Here is a 19674-nt window from a genome sequence, read left to right on the forward strand (position 1 = left end):
GCCTGCGTCAACGCCCCACGACCTCGGGCATTCCCGCGTCGGGCGCCGTCGGAGGGCCGGCCAGGTCGAAGACGAGGACCGTGTCCGCGTGCGTCGTGATGAGGTCCGCGAGCGGCCGGTGCGCGGGGTGCGGGAGGTACGCGTCACGTGCCGCGGCGTCGGTGAAGCGGACGTACAGCCCGTAGTCGTAGCCGCGCTCCAGGTGCTCCGTGCTCACGCTCGGCCCGTGGCTGATCTCGACCACCCCGGGGACGGACTCCCGCACGGTGCGCGCGGCCGCGTCGAGCTGCTCGACCGCGTCGGGCGCCGCGGTCGCCGCCCACCGCAGCAGGACGACGTGGATGATCTGCGGGCCCATCAGCGCAGGCTCCAGACGTCGGCGGAAGCGCCTCCCGCGACGCGGGCCTCCAGCGTGGGGCCGACGCAGGGGATCGGGACCGCCATCGTCCCGCCGGCCGTGAAGATCTCGACCACGGGGCCGTCGAGCAGGATGCGCAGGGACGTGCCGTCGACCGGCATCGTCCAGCTCCCGGCGTCGGTCGTCGCGGTCACGTCGCCGGACGCCACGTGCAGGGCCAGCGCGGCGTCGCCGAGGATGAGCGAGGCGTGCGCGGCGGGGTCGTCCAGACGCAGGACCACGTCGCTGTGCACGTCCACGCGGGCGGCGTCGTCCCTGATGGTCGAGGCGTCACCCTGACGCGCCAGCGCGACCTGAGGGTGCGGAGCGGCGGTCACGCGACCGCCCTCGAGCCGCAGGGCGTGCGGGACGGAGTGGGCGCTGGCCCAGCGCCCCGCGGGGTCGTCGATGCCGCGGAGCCAGTAGACGAGGCCGGGTGCACCGGCGGCGTCCGTGTACGCGGCGCCCGCGTAGTACGACGGTCCGAAGGTGAGCCGGTGCCACGACTCGGCGGTGAACCGCCCGTCGACCAGGTCCCCGACGGCGTAGGCCTCGTAGTGCGGCTCGAACGGCTCCCACACGGAGACAGTGAGCACCCATCGGTCGCCGAGCCGGACCATCTGCGGGCACTCCCACACGGCGCCCGTCCACACCGGCTCGGTCTCGTCGCGGTGCCGGGTGGCCAGGAGTCCGTCGTACGACCACACCTCGAGGTCGTCCGACCGGTAGGTCAGCGCGGCCGCCGTCCCGTCCGTGAACCCCGCACCCAGGAGCATGCGCCAGCACGCGCCGTCGTGGAACACGTACGGGTCCCGGTAGGCCACCGCGTCCAGGTCGGCCGGCAGCTCGGCGACCACGTCCTTCTTCACCCACCCCGTCCAGGCGTCATCGGTGGGGCGCGCCACCCTGACCCTCCCGACCTGGACGTCGTCCAGGTCGACGCTCGTGTAGAAGAGAGCAGCGGGCTGTCCCTCGGGCACCGCGACGCTCCCCGACCAGACGCCGCCGTCGCCGTCGCCCGGCGAGAGCGCGACGGGTCCCTCGGTCCAGTGCAGGAGGTCCTCGCTCGTGGCGTGGCCCCAGTGCTGCTCCGGTCCCCACTCGGTCTGGCCGGGCACGAACTGGAAGAACAGGTGGTAGCGGCCGTCGTGGAACGTGAGGCCCAGGGGATCGTTGATCCAGCCCGCCTGGGTGGTGAAGTGCAGGTGAGGCCTGCCGACGTCGGTGGTCATGGTGGTGGGTGCCTTCTCGTGCGTCACGGGCTCGGCGGCCCGGTGCGGACCGGGGCGACCGACGAGCGGGTCACCAGCGGGCAGGGCAGGCGCAGGGGCTGGCTGCCGCCGTCCGTCGGCGTCCCCGCCAGCTGTGCGGCGAGGCTCTCCACCGCCCAGGCCCCCATCTCGTAGTGGGGCAGGGCGACGGTGGTCAGCCCGGGGAAGAGGCCGCTGGCGATGGGCTGCTGGTCGTCGAACCCGATGACGGACAGGTCCTCGGGGATGCGCAGCCCGCGGTCGTTGAGGGCTCGGTAGACCCCCATGGCCATCCGGTCGTTGTAGCAGAAGATCGCGGTGGGCGGTTCCGCGGCAGCGAGCAGCCGGCTGGCGGACTCGTGCCCCCCGAGCGGCTCGGACTCGGCGTCCGCGATGAGGTCCGGGTCGACGGTCAGTCCTGCGGCCGCCATCCCGGTCAGGTACCCGACGCGGCGCCCGCGCGTGGCCGGCACGTCGTCGGAGTTCCCGGCGAAGGCGATCCTGCGGTGCCCCGCCGCGGCCAGCGCCAGGACGGCGTCGTGCGCGCCCTGCTGCTCGTCCGGGACGACCGACGGCACCTGCCCCGCGCGGTCGCGGGCGCCGATGAGGACGGCGGGGACGGAGCGGAGCTCCGCGGGCGGCGACACGACGTCGTGGTAGACGGTGGCGTAGATGATGCCGTCCACATGACGGTCGAGGAGGGCGTTGACGTCCTCGCGTCGCTCGTCGGCGTCGGCCATGAGCGCCGAGTTGATGATCGCCAGCGTGAGGTTGTGGCGGCTCGCGGCCTCCTGGGCGCCCAGGATGATGCGCCCGGCGTGCGGGGTCGTCGCGATCTCCTCGGTCAGCAGGCCGATCATGCCGGAGGACCGCGTCCGCAGACCCCGGGCCATGCGGTTGGGCCGGTAGTTGAGCCGCGCGGCGACGTCCTGCACGCGCTGCCGGGTCTGAGGGCTGACGCGGACGTGGGGCGTCTCGTTGAGCACGTGCGAGACGGTCGTGATCGAGACGCCGGCCGCCTCAGCCACGTCCTTGAGGCCCACCCTGGACACCACGCTGTCTCCTTCTGCGCTTGCTGACGTCTGGAACCTAGCCTGCGGACGGGTGCGGGGACCCGGGTGGCGCCGGGATGGTCGGTGCCGGCCGGGCCGGGATCGAGGGTGTGGCCCGGAAGGCGTTGACGCCCGTGTCCATGGCCACCTGCGCCTCGTCGCCCGAGTCGAGCACCGTGTTGCCGACGGACGTCGCGTCGACCAGGACCGTGGTGACGGCGAGGCGCCCCGAGGCCGAGGTCGACAGCAGGGCGTCCACCTGCGCCGAGTAGGCGGAGCCGCTCGTCCCGGCACGCACGTCCAGCGCCACCACGTGGTTGGTCGCGACGTAGTTGCCGCTCCCCGAGACGAGGCGCACGATCACCGGCGCCTGCCCCGCGGGGTTGAGCCTCCGGGAGTCGACGACCTCCGAGAAGTGGTTGCCGATGACGGAGTTGTCGTCGCCGGTGACCCGCAGCAGCCCGTACGAGTCGTCCCTGCCGTTGTCCACGCCCTCGAACGGCGCCCACGGCTCGTGGTCGCGCAGGAAGTGGTTCGACGCCACCAGGTTCTCCGAGCAGCCCGACGCGAGCACCACCATCCCCGGGTAGAACGAGTGCAGCCGGTTGTTGGTGACGCTGGACCGCGTGACGCCGGAGAGCTCGACGCTGCTGCTGCCTCGCGGGAACACGTTGTTCGCGGTGATGAGCAACCCGCCGTGGTTCTCCGCGGAGATCGAGCGTCCCGTGAAGCCCGCGCCGATGAGGTTGTCGGTGATCTTGGACGCCTGGCCCCACCCCCGCAGCTCGACGCAGCTGCCGCACTCGGCGATGAAGTTGTCGTGCACGGAGAGCGCGTCGGCATGGTGGACGGTCAGACCGTGCTCCAGGTAGACGAGGCCCATCCCGGTGACCCGGAACGAGTCGTTGGCGCTCGCGACGTAGATCCCCGTCTTGCCGTTCACGTAGGTGTTCTCCGGGTGCCTCCCCGAGCCGTCCGGCTCGAAGTGCAGCCCGTCGATGCAGAAGTTCGCGAACTCGACGGAGCTGATCCGCGGGCTTCCCGCGCGCTCGACGTAGAACGCGGCACCCTCGCTCTCGGCAGCGCCGTCCCGCAGCGGGATGTCGACGAGGACGCGACTGCCTCCCGGCCAGAGCTCGTGGAGGTCGGGCCACTCGCTCTCGGGCACGTTGAACCGGATGCTCGACGACGCGAACCCGTGCCCCGACCCCTCGATCCGGAGGTGGCTGACGTCGACGAGCACCTGCGTCCGGAGGCGGAAGTCGCCGGGCGGGAGGGAGATCACCGCCCCGGGTCGCCCGCCGTCCGCGACGTCGGCGGCCGCCTGGGTGCTCCTGATGTCGGCGATGATGCTGTTGATCACCTCGCCGACGTCCTCGTAGGGGTCCCCGACGGGCCAGGTCGTGACGTCGTAGCGGGTGCTGGTGGTCATCTGCCGCCCTTCGGCGTGTGCGGGGCGGCTCATCCCTTGACCGCGCCGAGCGTGAGGCCGGCGACGATGTGCCGCTGCAGGACGAGGGTGAGGAGGATCACCGGGATCGAGTAGAGGGCCGCGAGGGCCGTCATCGGTCCCCAGTCCAGACCGAACTGGGTCTGGAAGTTCGCGATGACGATCGGAGTCGTCTGCGCCCGCACGGAGGTGAGCAGGAGGGCGAAGAGGAACTCGTTCCAGGAGGCGAGGAACGCGAAGATCGCGGTGACCGCGACGCCGCCCGAGACCACCGGCAGGACGACCCGCCACAGGGCGCCGAGCCGGCTGCACCCGTCGACCTTCGCGGCCTCGTCGAGCTCGTCGGGCACGGCCTCGAAGAAGCTCGCCATGAGCCAGATCGACAGCGGCAGCGCGATCGTCGTGTGCGCGATGGCGAGGCCCGTCGGGGTGTCGGTGAGCCGCAGGGCCGAGATGGTGGACATGAGCGGGACGCCGACGGCCACCGGCGGCACCATACGCGTGACGAGCGCCGCCATGATGAAGACCCGGCCGGCCCGCGTCCGGAAGCGCGTGATCCCGTACGCGGCCGGCACCGCGAGGACGAGCGTGAGGACGGTCGCGATCGTCGCCGTCGACAGGCTGTTGAGGAACGACGGCACGACGCCGGTGCGGGTGAGGGCGTCGCCGTAGTTCTCGGTCGTCCACTCGGGCGGCAGCACCGTCGGCGGCACCGCGAGGGTCGCGAAGGGCGTCTTGAACGACGTCAGGAGCAGGTAGACGAACGGGAAGCCGTAGAGGACGACGACCGACACCAGCAGGGCCCACAGCAGCGCACGCGTCGGCGCGCGCCGGGCCTCGAGGCCGGTCACCGGTCCGCCCCCGGCCGCCAGATGAGCCCGACGGCGACGGTCGCCACCGCGAGCATCGCGAGCAGGTACAGCGTGCCCATCGCGCTCGCCAGGCCGGGCTCACCGAACCGGATCATCGTCTGGTAGATGAGCAGGCTCAGGGTCTGCGACGCGTTCTGCGGGCCGCCGCCGGTCTGGATGAGGATGATGTCGAAGGCCTTCGCGGCGTCGATGCCTCGGACGATGAGCGCGACGGCGATCACCGGGCGCAGCAGCGGCAGGATGATCCGGACCAGCAGGGTCCCGGCGCGGGCGCCGTCGATGCGGGCCGCCTCGATGACGTCGCCCGGGATGTTCTGGAGCCCGGCGAAGAGCACCAGCGTCATGAACGACGTCGTCAGCCAGACGTCCGGGACCGCGACCGCCCACAGCACGACGCCGGGGTCGCTGAGCCAGCCGATGTCGCTCGGGGAGTCGAGCAGCCCGACCCGGAAGAGCAGGTGGTTGACGATCCCGGAGCTGTCGATGAGGAGGAACCGCCACAGCAGGCCGGCCACCACCGGCGCGATCATGAGCGGGTAGAGGAACACGGTCCGCAGGAGCGCCGAGCGGCGGCCGAGCATCGTGAACAGCAGCGCGGTGCCGAGGCCCAGGACGAACTCGGCCGTCACGACGATCGCCGTGTACCCGACGGTCCGCAGCGCCGCTCCCCGGAACGCCTCGCCGCCGAGGGCGCTCGCGTAGTTGGCGAGGCCCACGAACTCCCGCGGGCCGCCCTGCATCGGTGAGATGTCGTAGAAGCTGTCGAGGACGAGCCGCAGGAGCGGCCAGGCGACGAACGCCGCGAGGAACAGCGCTGCGGGGGCCATGAGCAGCACCGCGTAGCGGCGGTCGTCCAGCCCTCGCCGACGACAGCGCCGGAGGGGGACGGCCGCCTCCGGTGGGGCGGGATGGGGGCCGGTGACCGGCCGGGTCTGCAGACGCACGACGAGCTCTCCCTGTCGGACCGGGCGGGGCCCGGTCGAGCGGGTGGGGTGGGACCGGTGGCCGGCCGGGCCGGGGGGGACCGGCCGGCCACCGGGACTTCGGGATCAGCCGAGGATGTCCTCGACCTGCGCCTTGGCCTCGTCCAGCAGCTGCTGGGTGTCGCCGCCGTCGACGGCCTTCTGCACGAGCGGCACGAGGACCGTGTCGACGATCTGCTGCCACTTCTCGGTGGCCGGTCGCGGCATGGTGCCGTCCGCCTCGAGGCTGTCGATGAGGGCCCGGAGGTTCTCGTGCCCCTCGTCGCCGGCCATGCTCTCCAGGGCCGGCTTCGTCGCCGCCAGGCCGAGGGCGGTGTCCAGACCCAGCTCGTTGTTCTCGAGCGCGAACCGGACGAACTCCGTCGCGAGCTCGGACTTCTCCGTGGCCGTCGGGACGGACAGGTACCACGCGCCGGGGACCGCGCCCAGGCCGCCGGGCCCTTCCGGCATCGGCACGACGCCGACCTTGCCGTGGACGGGGGAGTCCTCCGGCGTCTGGGTGTAGGCGTGGGCCCAGAACCGGGTCATGGCCGTCTGCCCCTGGTAGAAGAGGTTCTGGGCCTCGGCCCAGTCGATCTGCGCCGCACCCGCGGGTGCGTGACCGGCCACGAGCGGCGCGACGTAGAAGTCCAGCGCCTCCTTGTGCGCGGCGTCGTCGACGATGACGTTCCCGTCCGCGTCCACGACCATGCCGTCGGCCCCGGCCTGGAGCACGGTGGCGAGCCACTCCGTCTCGACCGCGCCCTTGACGTCCGTGCCGTAGAGGTCGGTCGCGCCGTCGCCGTCGACGTCCCGCGTGAAGAACTCCGCGACGTCGAGGTACTGCTCCCACGTCTGCGGCGGCGTCAGCGCGTAGCCGTACCGCGCCTGGAACGCCGTCTGCTCCGCCGGGTCCTCGAGGAGGTCGGTGCGGTAGAAGAGCACCTGCGCGTTCGTCCAGACCGGCACGCCGACGAACCGGCCGTCGACCTGCGCCTCCTCGACGAGGGCGGGGAAGAGGTCCGCCTGGACGTCCTCCGTCATGACGTCGTCGAGCGGCTGCACGCCGTCGGCGAAGGCGCTCAGCCAGATGGCGTCGAGCGCCGCGACGTCGAAGGAGACGTTGCCGGACGACAGCTCGCTCGAGAGGCGGTCGTAGAGGCCGTCGTACGGGAGCTCGACGAAGGTCACCGCCGTGCCCGTCTCCTCGGTGAACTTCTCCGCCACGGGCTCGAGCTCGGCCTTGCCGCCGCCCTCGACCAGGACCGTGAGCGCCTCGGACGAGCCGCCGTCGTCGCCCGTCGTCGCGTCGTCCGCGGGGGCCGCGCCCCCGGCGCCGCACGCCGCCAGCGCGAGGGTCCCGGTCACGGAGAGCGTCAGCAGCGCCGGGACGCGGCGGCGTCCCGTGCCGGTGGTGTCAAGCCTGGACAGCGTCATCGCCACGACTCCCTTGTCTGCGGTGCGCACCGGTGAGGACGGTGCCAAAACGTTAAGGCTAAACGTTTGTGCACACCGTAGGGTCGCCGGGATCCGCTGTCAACGAGCAGCGCCCCGGGCGGTGACGAGCCCCCCGCCCGGGGCCGAGTGGCGTGCGCCCGCGGCGTGTCCCGCGCGACGAGCCGTCCTACGCCAGGGAGAGGAAGAGCTTCTCGAGCTTGGCGACGTCGAGCGTCGGCTCGCCGTCCGCGTCCTCGGGCTGGGTGAGGCACTGCTTCATGCCGGACGCGATGATCGCGAACCCGGCGCGGTCGAGCGCCTTGGAGACGGCCGAGAGCTGGGTGACGACGTCCTCGCAGTCCTTGCCCTCGTCGAGCATGCGGACGACGCCGGCCAGCTGGCCCTGGGCGCGCTTGAGGCGGTTGACGACCTTGGTCATCTCGTCGGGGTCGAGCTTCACGGCGTCCTCCTGGGTGGGGGCCGACCCGCGAGGGGCGACCGGGTCGGGGTGGGTCAGGCCGGGCCGACGGCGGCGAGCGCGGCCCGCAGGCGCGCCGCGGCGTCCTCGGCGACCGGCCGCAGCGCGTCGTTGCCGGTGACCTCGACCATCACGGCCGGGTCGAGCGCCTCGACGACGACGCCCCCGCCGTCGCCGTCGCGCACGACGACGTTGCACGGCAGGAGGAGCCCGATGCTCTGCTCCGCCTGGAGCGCCGCGTGGGCGAGGGCCGGGTTGCAGGCGCCGAGGACGACCTGGCGGGGGACGTCGACGTCGAGCTTGGCCTTGAGCGTCGCGGCCAGGTCGAGCTCGGTGAGGACGCCGAAGCCCTGGTCGGCGAGCGCGGCGCGGACGGCGGCGACGGTCGCGTAGAAACCGCCGTCGACGGTGGCGCTGATCCCGTACGTCATCGCGTCCTCCTCAGCGACAGGTGCACTGCTGGCTCGTGGGCACGTCGGCCATGACGGCGTCGACGTGCATGCCGCAGCCGGTCCAGGTGACCTTGCCGCAGCTGCTGCAACGGATGGGGCTGCACATGGTGGTTCTCCTCGGTCGTCCGGGTGGTGGCGGGTCGGGGGGCAGGGGGGTCGGGTCAGCGCCGGACGGCGCCGCCGGCCGCCTGCCAGGCGCCGATGCCGCCGGACAGGCTCGTGGCCTGGAGCCCGAGCCCGCGCAGCTGCGTCGCCGCGGTGCGCGAGCGCATGCCGGACGCGCACATGACGACGACGGGGGCGTCCTTCCGAAGGCGGCGCGGGGCGTCGGCGACGCTCGCCAGCGGGACGTGGACTGCCTGGGGTGCGTGGCCGGCGTTCCACTCCGAGCGCTCACGGACGTCGAGCAGGCTCGCGCCGTCGCGGACGAGCTGGAGGGCCGTGGGGCCGTCGACCGTGGGGCGCAGGGCTCCGTCGTCGTCGGTGCGGCCGAGGAGGCGGGCGAGGGTGTCGCGCAGGCTCATGCGTGGGCTCCTTCGAGGGTGCGGCTCAGGTCCGGGCGGGCGGTGGTGAGGCTGATCCAGCCGCCCGAGAGGTTGCGGGCGTCGAGGCCCGCGGCGAGCAGGACGCGCGTGGCGATGTAGGAGCGCACGCCGCTCGCGCAGTGGACGGCGACGGGGCGTCCGTCGGCGGCGGCGCGGACCTCGTCGAGCCGCTCGCGCAGCTCGGTGTGCGGGACGTTGAGGGCCTCGAGGAGGTGCCCGCGCTCGAACTCCGACCGCGAGCGCACGTCGAGCACGAGGCTCGTCGCGCGGACCTCGTCGAGGTCGGCCGCCCGCCACTGCGGCATCGTGCCGTCGAGCACGTTCTGGGCGACGAATCCGAGCATGTTGACGGGGTCCTTCGCGGAGCCGTAGGGCGGCGCGTAGGAGAGCTCGAGCTCGGCGAGGTCGTCCGCGGTCATGCCGGCGCGCAGCGCGGTCGCGAGCACGTCGATGCGCTTGTCGACGCCGGCGCGTCCGACGCCCTGGGCGCCCAGCAGCCGGCCGTCGGGCGCGAAGCTCGCGACCAGGTGCACCTGCTCGGCACCCGGGAAGTAGCCGGCGTGGTGGCCGGCGTGGATCCGGACGACCTCGTGCTCGACCCCGGCGCGCTCGAGCGCCGCCTGGCTCGCGCCGGTGACGGCCGCGGTGAGCCCGAAGACGCGGACGATCGCCGTGCCGAGCACGCTCGCCTGGGGCGTGGTGCGCCGGCCGAGCATGGCGTCCGCGGCGCGGCGGCCCTGCCGGTTGGCGGGCCCGGCGAGCGGCACGGGCCCGACGGCGCCCGTGACGGCGTGCGTCACCTCGACCGCGTCGCCGACCGCCCAGATGTGCGGGTCGGACGTGCGCTGGTCGGCGTCGACCCGGATCGCGCCGCGCTCGCCGAGGTCGAGGCCGGCGTCGCGCGCCAGGTCGCTCGCGGGGCGCACGCCGACGTTGACGACGACGACGTCGGCGGTCAGCCGGGTCCCGTCGGACAGGGTCACGACGGCGGCGCCGTCCTCGTCCGTGATCGCGCTCGCCGAGACGCCCAGGTGCAGACCGACGTCGTGCGCCCGGAGCTCGTCCGCGAGCAGCGGGGCGAGCTCGGCGTCGAGCGGGGGCAGCACGTGGTCGGCGAGCTCGACGAGCTCGACCTGCAGGCGGCGCGCGTGGAGCGCCTCGACGGCCTCGAGCCCGATGAACCCGGCACCGACGACGACGGCGCGCCGCGGGCCGTCCGCGGGGAGCGCGGCGACGCGAGCCGTCAGGGCGTCGAGGTCGGGGATGGTGCGCAGCGCGTGCACGGCGGGGTGGTCGAGCCCGTCGACGGGCGGCCGGACGGCGACCGCGCCGGGAGCGAGCAGGAGGGCGTCGTACTCGAGCGCGTAGGTCTCCGTGGCGGTCTCCACGGTGACCGCGCGCGCGGCCCGGTCGATCCGGGTGACACGGCTGTCCGTGCGCACGTCGAGCGCGAGCGCGGCGCGCAGCGACTCGGGCGTGTGCAGCAGCAGGGCGTCCCGCCGCTCGATCTCCCCGGACAGGTGGTACGGGAGGCCGCAGTTCGCGAAGGAGACGTACCCGGACTGCTCGAGGACGACGATCTCGGCGCTCTCGTCGAGGCGGCGGGCGCGTGCGGCGGCGCTCATGCCGCCCGCGACACCGCCCACGACGACGACGCGACGCGGCCGGTCGGTGGACGAGGCGTTGCTGTGCATGGCACGACGATACCCCCGGGGGTATCGCTTGTCAGGTCCGACGGCCTGTGAGACGCCTCACGCGGGCCACACTGGACCCGACGCCGCACGGAGGGACACCCATGACGACCGCCGCCCCCGACCGCCCGCAGGGGACGGGAGAGCGCGCGCCCTGGGCGCGGCCCGGCCCCGAGGTTCTGCGCTCCGTGGACGGTGAGCCGTCCGGGCTGACGGCGAGCGAGGCGGCCGCGCGCCTCGAGCGGGACGGCCGCAACGAGCTCCCGGCGCCGCCCGAGCCGTCGGTGCTCGCGCGCCTGCTCCGGCAGTACGCCGACGTGCTCATCTACATCCTCGTCGCGTCGGCGGTCCTCAAGGCGCTCACGGGCGACTGGGTTGACGTCGCCGTCATCGTCGCCGTGGTGGTCGCGACGGGGCTCATCGGGTTCGTCCAGGAGGGCCGCGCGGCGAGCGCGCTCGCGGGCCTGCGCGCGATGCAGTCGCTCGCCGCCCAGGTGCAGCGTGACGGCACCTGGGGCGTCGTCGACGCCGCGGAGCTCGTGGTCGGCGACGTGGTGCGCGTGCGCAGCGGCGACCGCGTGCCGGCGGACGTCCGCCTGCTCTCCGCGACGCGCCTGCAGGTCGACGAGTCCGCGCTCACGGGCGAGTCCGTCGCGGCGGGCAAGGACCCAGAGCCGGTCGAACCCGACGCGGGCATCGGCGACCGCACGCCCATGCTCTACTCCGGGACGATCGTCACCGCGGGGAGCGGCGTCGGCGTCGTCGTCGCGACCGGCGGCGGCACCGAGATCGGGCGCATCTCCGACCTCGTCGCCGAGCAGACCCCGACGGACACGCCGCTCGCGCGGCAGATGGACCGCCTCGGCTGGCAGCTCTCGGTGGGCATCCTCGTGCTCGCCGTGGTGATGCTGCTCGTGGGCCGCCTGGTCCACGGCCTGGACGTCGACGCGCTGATCTCGGCGGCCATCGGCTTCGCGGTCGCGGCCGTGCCCGAGGGCCTGCCCGCGCTCGTCACGATCACGCTGGCGCTGGGCGTGCAGCAGATGGCCCGCCGCCGCGCGATCACGCGGCGGATGGAGGCGGTCGAGACGCTCGGGTCCACGACGACGATCTGCTCGGACAAGACCGGCACCCTGACGCAGAACGAGATGACGGCCCGGACCGTGGTCACCGCGGCCGGGACGTACGCCGTCGAGGGCGCAGGCTACGACCCGACCGGCCGCGTGCTGACGGCCGACGGCGAGACGGCCGACCTCGACGACCACCCCGACCTCGCGGCCCTCGTCATCGCCCTCGCGTGCGCGAACGACGCCCACGTCGAGCGGGTCGGCGACGCCTGGCGGGTCGTGGGCGCGCCCACCGAGGGCGCGCTCGACGTGCTCGCCGCCAAGGCCGGCGCGCCCCGCGAGGTGACCCGGGTCGCCGCGGTGCCCTTCGAGTCGGCGCACAAGTTCGCCGCGACGCTCGACGAGGTCCCCGACGCGTCCGCCCCCGGCGGCACGGCGCGGCGCGTGCACGTCGTGGGCGCTCCCGGACCCCTGCTCGACCGCAGCGCGACCGAGCGGGGTGCGGCGGGCGACGTCGTGCCGCTGGACCGCGCCGCGTGGGGAGCGCGCATCGACGCGCTCTCGGACCAGGGGCTGCGCGTGCTCGCCGCGGCGACGCGCCCGGCCCGGGCGGGCGACGACCTGGTGCTCGAGGACCTCGACGACGGGCTCACGTTCCTCGGCGTCGTCGGGATCGTGGACCCGCCGCGCCCCGAGGCCACGGCCGCCGTCGCCGAGGCCCACGCCGCCGGCATCCGGGTCACGATGATCACCGGGGATCACCGCGGGACCGCGACCGCGATCGCGCGCGAGCTCGGCATCGCGCCCGCCGACGGCGAGGTGCGCGCGCTCACGGGCGCCGAGCTCGAGGCCATGGACGACGCCGCCCTGCGCGACGTCGTGCGGGACGTGCACGTCTACGCGCGCACGTCGCCCGAGCACAAGCTGCGGATCGTCACCGCGCTGCAGTCCCACGGCGAGGTCGTGGCGATGACCGGCGACGGCGTCAACGACGCGCCGTCGATCACACGGGCGGACGTCGGCGTCGCGATGGGGATCAAGGGCACGGAGGCGACCAAGGAGGCCGCCGACATCGTCCTCGCGGACGACAACTTCGCGACCATCGAGCGCGCGGTCGAGGAGGGTCGGCGGATCTACGACAACATCCGCAAGGCCGTCGTCTTCCTCCTGCCCACCAACGGTGCGCAGTCGCTCGTCGTCCTCACCGCGGTCCTCGCCGGCATCGCGCTCCCGCTGTCGCCGGTGCAGATCCTGTGGATCAACCTCGCCACCGCGCTCACGCTGTCGCTCACGCTCGCGGGCGAGCCGGCCGAGCCGGGCATCATGCGGCGCGCGCCTCGGGCGGCCGGCGAGCAGGTGCTCTCGCGGAGCGCGGTCGCCGTCATCGCGGCCGCCTCGCTCGTCCTCGGTGCGGCGACGCTGCTGGTCTACATGCTCGAGCGGGACCGCACCGGGGACGTCGCCGTGGCGCAGACGGCCGCCGTCATGATGCTCGCGCTCGGGCAGCTCGCCTTCCTGCTCAACTGCCGCCTGCTCAACGGCTCCGCGTTCACCGTTCGCGTGCTCACGGGCAACCGGGGGCTGTGGGTCTCGGCCGGTGCGCTGCTCGCCCTCCAGCTACTCTTCACGTACACGCCGGCGATGAACGCCTGGTTCGGCTCCGCCCCGCTGGGGGCGTTCAGCTGGGGTCTGACGGCGGGGATGGCCGTGCTGGTCTTCGTGGTGATCGAGGCGGCGAAGGCGACGATCCGCGCGGTCGTCGGTCGCAGGCGCGCCGGCTAGTCCTGGTCCGTGGCCGACGCGGTCGTCGGCTCGGCGACCCGTCGCCGGTTCCGCTCGGTGATCGCCTGGCTGATCAGGAGCAGCACCATCCCGCTGAACGTCCACCAGTTGCCGACGACGGCGGCGACCGCGCCGATGACGACGACGGCGACGATCAGGGCGATCCGCGGACCAGGCACGGACCGACGGTGCCACGTCAGCCCGGACGGGACCAGGGACCTGCATCCCTCGCGCCGACGGCGTGGCGCCCTGCGTCGCACCGCTGGGTGTGACGAAGGGCCCGCCACCCACATCGCTGCAGGTCGCGGGCCCTTCGTCGTCGAGCTCGGTGCGGAGGATGGGGGATTCGAACCCCCGAGGGTGTTACCCCAACACGCTTTCCAAGCGTGCGCCATAGGCCACTAGGCGAATCCTCCTGGCCGCACGAGGATACCGGAGGTCCGCGCCGGCGCCGAACGGGCTCCGCTCGCCGCGAGGGCACCCACCGGAACCCGTCCCGATCGCCCGCACGCACCTGCCTGCGGTCGCGTACGCGCGCTCGTGCGGTTCGCCTACGTGAACGCGCTCCACAAAAAGTTCACTAATCTGGACATGGTTCTTGACTCTGGATCGATCACGCTTCTACGGTCGGCGCGGTAGAGGGGCCGGGCAGCGCCGCCCGCCTCCCGTCGCGACGATGCGAGGATCGCCATGATCAAGAGCCGCACACCGCTCGACGTCCGTGCCCGTGCCCGTGAGCTGCCGAGGCGGTGGGGAGCCCTCGCGCTCGCGCTGGTGCTCGCCCTGCCGCTGCTCGCGGTCCCGCTGGCCTCGCCCGCTGCGGCCGCGGCCGCCGACGACGGCGTGCTCCGGGTGCTCCTCTTCTACAAGGACAACTTCCACGCGTCGCACGTGCAGGCGCGCCAGGCGGTCCGCGACCTGGTCACCGAGCTCGGCGGCGCCTACGGCCAGCCCGTCGAGATCGAGGAGACCCAGGACCCGGGCGCCTTCACGGCCGCGAACCTCGCGACCAAGGACACGCTCGTCTTCGCGCAGACCGGTGGGGTCCTCTTCAACGACGCCCAGCGCACCGCGCTCGAGGACTACATCCGCGGCGGCGGCGGCTACGTCGGCCTGCACTACGCGGGCTGGTCGGTCGGCCAGAGCGAGCACGACGTCAACCCGTTCTACGCGCGCCTCGTCGGCGCGATGTCCGAGGGCCACCCGGAGGCGCCCGCGCTGCGCCCCGGCCGCGTCGTCGTCAAGGACGCCGGCCACCCGCTCACGCAGGGCCTGCCCGCCGAGTTCACGCGCACCGACGAGTGGTACGACTGGACGGTCAACCCCGCGCCGGACGTGCGCACCCTCCTCGTCGCCGACGAGGCCTCCTACGCGACGGACGCCACGGGCGGCCGCCAGGGCACGACGCACCCCATCACGTGGTGCCAGCAGATCGACGCGGGACGCTCCTGGTACACGGGCATGGGCCATGCGGCCGAGGCCTACGCCGAGCCCGTCATCCGCACGCAGATGCGCCACGGCCTCGCGTACACCGCGGGCCTGCTGCCCGCCGACTGCTCGCCGCCGGTCAAGGGCGAGACGGGCGCGTGGAGCGACGTCACGCCGTGGCCGCTCGTCCCGATCAACGCGGCGCTGACCTCCGACGGCCGCGTGCAGTCCTTCGGCAGCGTCGCGACCGGCTGCACCGACGCCAACCCCTACGACTGGACCGGCAACACCTGCGTCGCGCAGGGCGGCCAGTTCGAGATCGACGTGTGGGACCCGGCCGAGCCGCGCACGCTGACCAACCTGCGCGACGGGATCGTCCCCAACACCACGTACACGGACCTCTTCTGCGCGATGCAGGTCCAGGACCCGCACCGCCACTCGACGATGACGGTCGGGGGTGACGACGGCCTGGGCGACTACAACGACCCGGTCAACGGCGCCGTCGGGGTCACCAGCTACTCGACCAACAACGGGCTGCAGACCGAGGCGCCCATGGTCTTCCCGCGCTGGTACCCGACCGGCACCACCATGCCCAACGGCGACATCGTGGTGCAGGGCGGCAGCGTGCGCGGCGTCGCCGGGCCGGGCGTGCACACGCCCGAGATCCGCACGGCCGACGAGGGCTCAGGCTGGCGCGCGCTGACCGGCGCCACGAGCTCGGTCGCCTACGGCGACGGCGGCACGGACCACCCCGGGCAGGACGAGAACCGCTGGTGGTACCCGCGTGCCTTCGTCGCCCCGGGCAGCGGCACGCTCTTCACCATCACCGGCACGCAGATGTACGAGCTCGACCCCGCGGGTGACGGCACGCTCACGCTCCGCGGCACCCTGCCGGCGGCCGTCGCGGACCAGGGCGCGCTCGGCCGCCCGGTCGGCGCGACGTCGACGGCGACCATGTACCGCCCCGGCAAGATCCTCCAGGTCGGCGGCGGCTGGTGGGCCAACGGCGGTGGCCCCGACGGGGCGCGCGGCGGCTTCACCGTCGACGTCACGGGCGGCACCGCGAACCCGGTCATCGCCCCGACGCAGCCCATGCAATACCAGCGCCACTGGGCGACGTCCACGGTCCTGCCCGACGGCGACGTGCTCGTCACGGGCGGCGGCCGCGAGAACAACGGCCGCGACGACACCGTGACCAACCCCGAGATCTGGGACCCGGAGACGGGCGAGTGGACCACGGTCGAGGTGCCGCACGAGCACGCGCGGCTCTACCACTCCACCGCGCTCCTGCTCCCCGACGGCCGCGTGATGATGGGCGGCGGCGGCACGCCCGGCCCGCGCAACTACACCGACGTCGAGTTCTACTCGCCCGCTTACCTCTTCGACGGCGACGAGCCCGCCGAGCGGCCGACCATCACCGACGTGCCGAAGGAGATCGGCTACGCGGGCACGTTCGACGTCGCGACGTCGGCCGAGGTCTCGCGCGTGACCCTCGTGCGCAACGGGTCCGTCACCCACGGGTTCAACAACGACCAGAACTTCCAGGACCTCGAGTTCGCGCAGACCGGCCCCGGCACGGTGACCATCACCGCGCCGCCGGACGGCACCTACGCGCCCCCCGGCGCCTACATGCTGTTCGTCTTCGACGCGGACGGCACGCCCTCGGTGGCCTCGATCCTCACGATCGACCCCGAGGTGCCCATGGACACCCGGACGCCGCAGGTCGTCGACCAGTTCGAGTACCCGCGGGTCCCGACCGAGTGGCGCGGCGGCAACCCGCCCGCCGTCGTCGACGTCGCGGCGGGCACGGGCCGCATGGCGCCGTGGACCGTGGGCGGCGCGGTGCAGCTCGTCCGCGCGGCGGCCGCGAGCAACGGCGGCCTCGGCGCCGTCGGCTACCACCTCGCGCTCGGCGCGGCGGGCTCGGTCGAGCGCACGCTGACCGGCCTCGACCCGGGCCGGGAGTACCGGATCTCGCTGCGGTATGCCCGCGACAGCCGGTCCGCCGGCACGGGCGACGCGGCCGCACGGCTCGCCGTCGGCTCGCTCGACACGACGCTCGCCGCCACCGCGGCGGCGAACCCGTCGCAGAGCTCGCGGGCGGTCACCTTCGGGACGTTCGTCGGCACCTTCACGCCGGACGCACGCACCGAGACGCTCACGCTCGCCGCACCGGGCACGGGCGCGGGCCTCGTCGTCGACGACCTCGTGGTCATCAGCCAGGACCCGAGCAGCGCCGACGTCCCCGTCCGCTACACCTTCGACGAGGGCACGGGCACGACGGCGGCCAACACCGGCACCGACGGCGCGACCGGCCCGGCGACCCTCACGGGTGCGACCGGCTGGACCGGACCCGAGGGCGGCGCGCTCGGCTCGGGCGTCGACCTGCCCGGTGGCGCGCAGGAGAACGTCGTGGACCTGCCGGACAGCCTGCTCGTGGGCGCCGAGGACTTCACGGTGTCCCTGTGGGCCAACCCGGACGCACTCAACAACTGGACGGCCCTGCTCCAGATCGGCAACGGCCTGGGCAACGCGGGCAGCTACTTCCAGCTCCAGTCGCAGACGCAGACCGCGGGCAACACCGGCCTCGCCGCCACGTTCAAGGACGACGGCGTCGGCTCGCCCGAGGAGCGCGTGCTCGACGGCGCCGCGGACCCGGACCTCGTGCCCGGGCGCTGGAACCACGTCGCGTTCACTCGCGAGGGGTCCGTGGGCGTGCTCTACCTCAACGGCGTCGAGGTCGCCCGGCGCGGCGACCTGACGATCTCGCTCGCCGACCTCGGCCCGACGACGAACAACTGGCTCGGTCGCAACGGCTACCCGGACGCCCCGTTCGCCGGGTCGATGGACGACGTGCGCGCCTACCGCTCGGCGTTGACGCCGGACGCCATCGCGGCGATGTACGCCGAGGGCTCGGCCGTGCGGACCGCCGTCACGGTGACGGCCACGCCGGACTCGCCCGCGCCGTTCGGCGAGGACGTCACGGTCTCGGCCGCCGTCTCGCCCGCCTCGGGTACAGCGGCGCCCGTGGGCACCGCGCAGCTCGTCGTGGACGGCGTCGCCGTCGGCGGCCCGGTCGCGCTCGACGCCCACGGGGAGGCCACCTTCCCGGCCCTCGTCGACCCGCGGCCCGGGACGCACACCTTCGAGGTGCGCTACGTCGCCGCCGAGGGCTTCCGCGACGCGACCGGCTCGACGTCCTACGACGTCAGTCGGCCGCCGCCCCCGCCCGGCGTGCCCGTCCACTACCGGTTCGACGAGACGTCCGGACGGACGGCGGCGAACTCCGGCACGGACGCGACCGTGGGCGCCGCGACCCTCGTCGGCGGGGCGGCCTTCGCGCCGGGCGGGCAGCTCGCCGGTGCGGTGGACCTGCCGGGCGGCGGGGGCGACTACGTCGACCTGCCGGACGACCTCGCGATGTCCCTCACGGACGAGTTCACGGTGTCGCTGTGGGCGCGCCCCGACCAGCTGCGGAGCTGGACGCCGATCTTCCAGATCGGCAACGGCACGGACACGTTCTTCCTGCTCCAGTCCCAGACGCAGGCGCTGCCGGGCGGGTCCGGCCTCGCCGCGACCTTCAAGGCGCCGGGCAACCCGACGCAGGAGCGGCTCGTGCTGGGCGGCGACGCCGACCCGACCCCGGACGAGCTCGCGGTCGGCCGCCTCAACCACGTCGTGTTCACGATGAGCGGCTCGACGGGCCGGCTCTACCTCGACGGCGTCCTCGTGGGCGAGCGGACGAACTTCACGCTCGGCATCGACGACGTCGGCGTCGGCGGCGCGACCGTCGACAACTACGTGGGCAACAACGACTACCCCGACCCGACGTTCGACGGCCTCGTCGACGACGTCCGGATCTACGGGTACGAGCTGTCGCCCGCGCAGGTGACGGAGCTGTTCGAGGGCGAGCCGGAGCCGGTCAACACCGCGCCGGTCGCGGCGGTCGACCAGTACGCGACCGACGAGGGCACGCCGCTCACCGTCGCGGCCCCGGGCGTCCTCGCCAACGACACGGACGTCGACGACGACCCGCTGACCGCGGTCGCCGTCAGCCAGCCGATCAACGGCACGGTCACGCTGGCCCCGGACGGCTCGTTCACCTACACCCCGGACCCGGCGTTCAGCGGGACGGACCTGTTCACCTACACCGCGCACGACGGCGTCGCGCCCTCCGAGCCCGTCCGCGTGACGGTCCTCGTGCGGCGGGCCCCGCCGCCGGCCACGACGACGCTCACGGCCGAGGTCGACGGCGTCGTCCACGGCCAGGTCGCGACGGTCGGCGTGGGCATCGCCCCGGCGACGGCGACGGGTGACGTGACGGTCCGCAAGGGGTCGACGGTCCTCGGCGCCGCGACCCTGGCGGCGGGCGCCGCCTCGGTCGCCCTGCCGGCGGCGTCGCTGGTCCCGGGCACCCACCTCCTCACGGTGAGCTACCCCGGGGACGCGCGGCACACGGCGTCGACCACGTACGCCCTGCTGCAGGTCGAGAAGGCGACCCCGACGATGACCGTGGGGCAGGTGCAGAGGACCGGGCGCGACGTCACGGTCACGGTGTCGCTGGCCGCACCCGGGGGCGTCCCGGTGACCGGGACCGTGGAGGCGCGGATCCGGCGCGGCGCCACCGTCAGCGGGACGCTCGCGAACGGGTCCGTCGTGCTCACGCTCCCGCGGACCACCCGCTCGGGGACGATGGACGTCGTCTACCTCGGCAGCCCCCTGGCGAACCCGGTGACGACCACGGTGACGTTCACGGTCCGGTAGCGGCCCAGCACGCGTGCGGGCCCGGAGGGCGTCCTCCGGGCCCGCAC

General features: G+C 73.8%; 15 protein-coding genes and 1 tRNA gene. 2 read left to right on the forward strand and 14 right to left on the reverse strand.

What is annotated here, in order from left to right; genetic code table 11:
- Nucleotides 1-7: 7 nt before the first annotated feature.
- From JIG38_RS08025 to JIG38_RS08075, 12 genes are all read right to left on the reverse strand, one after another.
- Nucleotides 8-358 carry a Dabb family protein gene (locus JIG38_RS08025; protein WP_199423237.1) on the reverse strand — a complete coding sequence of 117 codons (351 nt, stop codon included), beginning with the start codon at nt 356-358 and terminating at the stop codon, nt 8-10.
- Nucleotides 358-1629: a glycoside hydrolase family 32 protein gene (locus JIG38_RS08030; RefSeq protein ID WP_199423238.1), complete on the reverse strand. Its 1272-nt coding sequence runs from the start codon at nt 1627-1629 to the stop codon at nt 358-360. The genes JIG38_RS08025 and JIG38_RS08030 overlap by 1 nt, the downstream gene beginning before the upstream one ends.
- A 23-nt stretch (nt 1630-1652) precedes the next feature.
- A complete protein-coding gene (locus JIG38_RS08035; RefSeq protein WP_199423330.1) occupies nt 1653-2699 on the reverse strand; it encodes a LacI family DNA-binding transcriptional regulator in 1047 nt (348 codons plus the stop codon).
- A 37-nt stretch (nt 2700-2736) separates the two neighbouring features.
- Nucleotides 2737-4131 carry a NosD domain-containing protein gene (locus JIG38_RS08040; RefSeq protein WP_199423239.1) on the reverse strand — a complete coding sequence of 465 codons (1395 nt, stop codon included), beginning with the start codon at nt 4129-4131 and terminating at the stop codon, nt 2737-2739.
- A gap of 29 nt (nt 4132-4160) precedes the next feature.
- Nucleotides 4161-5000 (reverse strand): carbohydrate ABC transporter permease, encoded by an 840-nt coding sequence (locus tag JIG38_RS08045; protein ID WP_199423240.1) that lies wholly within the window; start codon nt 4998-5000, stop codon nt 4161-4163.
- Nucleotides 4997-5848: a carbohydrate ABC transporter permease gene (locus tag JIG38_RS08050; protein WP_199423241.1), complete on the reverse strand. Its 852-nt coding sequence runs from the start codon at nt 5846-5848 to the stop codon at nt 4997-4999. The genes JIG38_RS08045 and JIG38_RS08050 overlap by 4 nt, the downstream gene beginning before the upstream one ends.
- Before the next feature lie 222 nt (nt 5849-6070).
- Nucleotides 6071-7450, reverse strand: coding sequence for an ABC transporter substrate-binding protein (locus JIG38_RS08055; protein WP_307844690.1), 1380 nt, complete (start codon nt 7448-7450; stop codon nt 6071-6073).
- A 157-nt stretch (nt 7451-7607) separates the two neighbouring features.
- Nucleotides 7608-7880 carry a metal-sensitive transcriptional regulator gene (locus tag JIG38_RS08060; protein WP_199423242.1) on the reverse strand — a complete coding sequence of 91 codons (273 nt, stop codon included), beginning with the start codon at nt 7878-7880 and terminating at the stop codon, nt 7608-7610.
- A 53-nt stretch (nt 7881-7933) separates the two neighbouring features.
- Entirely contained in the window at nt 7934-8329 is a 396-nt protein-coding gene (locus JIG38_RS08065) for a DUF302 domain-containing protein (RefSeq protein WP_199423243.1), read from the reverse strand.
- A 10-nt stretch (nt 8330-8339) separates the two neighbouring features.
- On the reverse strand, nt 8340-8456 hold the full coding sequence (locus JIG38_RS21275; RefSeq protein ID WP_504739348.1) for a DUF8730 family Cys-rich protein: 117 nt from the start codon (nt 8454-8456) through the stop codon (nt 8340-8342).
- A 55-nt stretch (nt 8457-8511) separates the two neighbouring features.
- A complete protein-coding gene (locus JIG38_RS08070; RefSeq protein ID WP_199423244.1) occupies nt 8512-8874 on the reverse strand; it encodes a rhodanese-like domain-containing protein in 363 nt (120 codons plus the stop codon).
- Nucleotides 8871-10589: an FAD-dependent oxidoreductase gene (locus tag JIG38_RS08075; protein WP_199423245.1), complete on the reverse strand. Its 1719-nt coding sequence runs from the start codon at nt 10587-10589 to the stop codon at nt 8871-8873. The genes JIG38_RS08070 and JIG38_RS08075 overlap by 4 nt, the downstream gene beginning before the upstream one ends.
- Nucleotides 10590-10690: 101 nt before the next feature.
- On the opposite strand from JIG38_RS08075, the gene JIG38_RS08080 reads away from it, so the two are divergent.
- On the forward strand, nt 10691-13435 hold the full coding sequence (locus tag JIG38_RS08080; protein WP_199423246.1) for a cation-translocating P-type ATPase: 2745 nt from the start codon (nt 10691-10693) through the stop codon (nt 13433-13435).
- Here JIG38_RS08080 and JIG38_RS08085 read toward each other — a convergent pair.
- Together JIG38_RS08085 and JIG38_RS08090 are read right to left on the reverse strand one after the other, a co-directional pair.
- Nucleotides 13432-13614 (reverse strand): hypothetical protein, encoded by a 183-nt coding sequence (locus tag JIG38_RS08085; protein ID WP_199423247.1) that lies wholly within the window; start codon nt 13612-13614, stop codon nt 13432-13434. The two genes, JIG38_RS08080 and JIG38_RS08085, sit on opposite strands and share 4 nt — an antisense overlap.
- A gap of 152 nt (nt 13615-13766) precedes the next feature.
- Nucleotides 13767-13851: transfer RNA gene (locus JIG38_RS08090), tRNA-Ser, on the reverse strand.
- Between the two features lie 274 nt (nt 13852-14125).
- Between JIG38_RS08090 and JIG38_RS08095 the strand changes: the two genes are divergently transcribed.
- Nucleotides 14126-19627: a LamG-like jellyroll fold domain-containing protein gene (locus JIG38_RS08095; protein ID WP_199423248.1), complete on the forward strand. Its 5502-nt coding sequence runs from the start codon at nt 14126-14128 to the stop codon at nt 19625-19627.
- The last annotated feature ends 47 nt before the right edge of the window (nt 19628-19674 follow it).

The organism is Actinotalea solisilvae (assembly GCF_016464425.1).
In the GTDB taxonomy this organism is placed as follows: Bacteria; Actinomycetota; Actinomycetes; order Actinomycetales; family Cellulomonadaceae; genus Actinotalea; species Actinotalea solisilvae.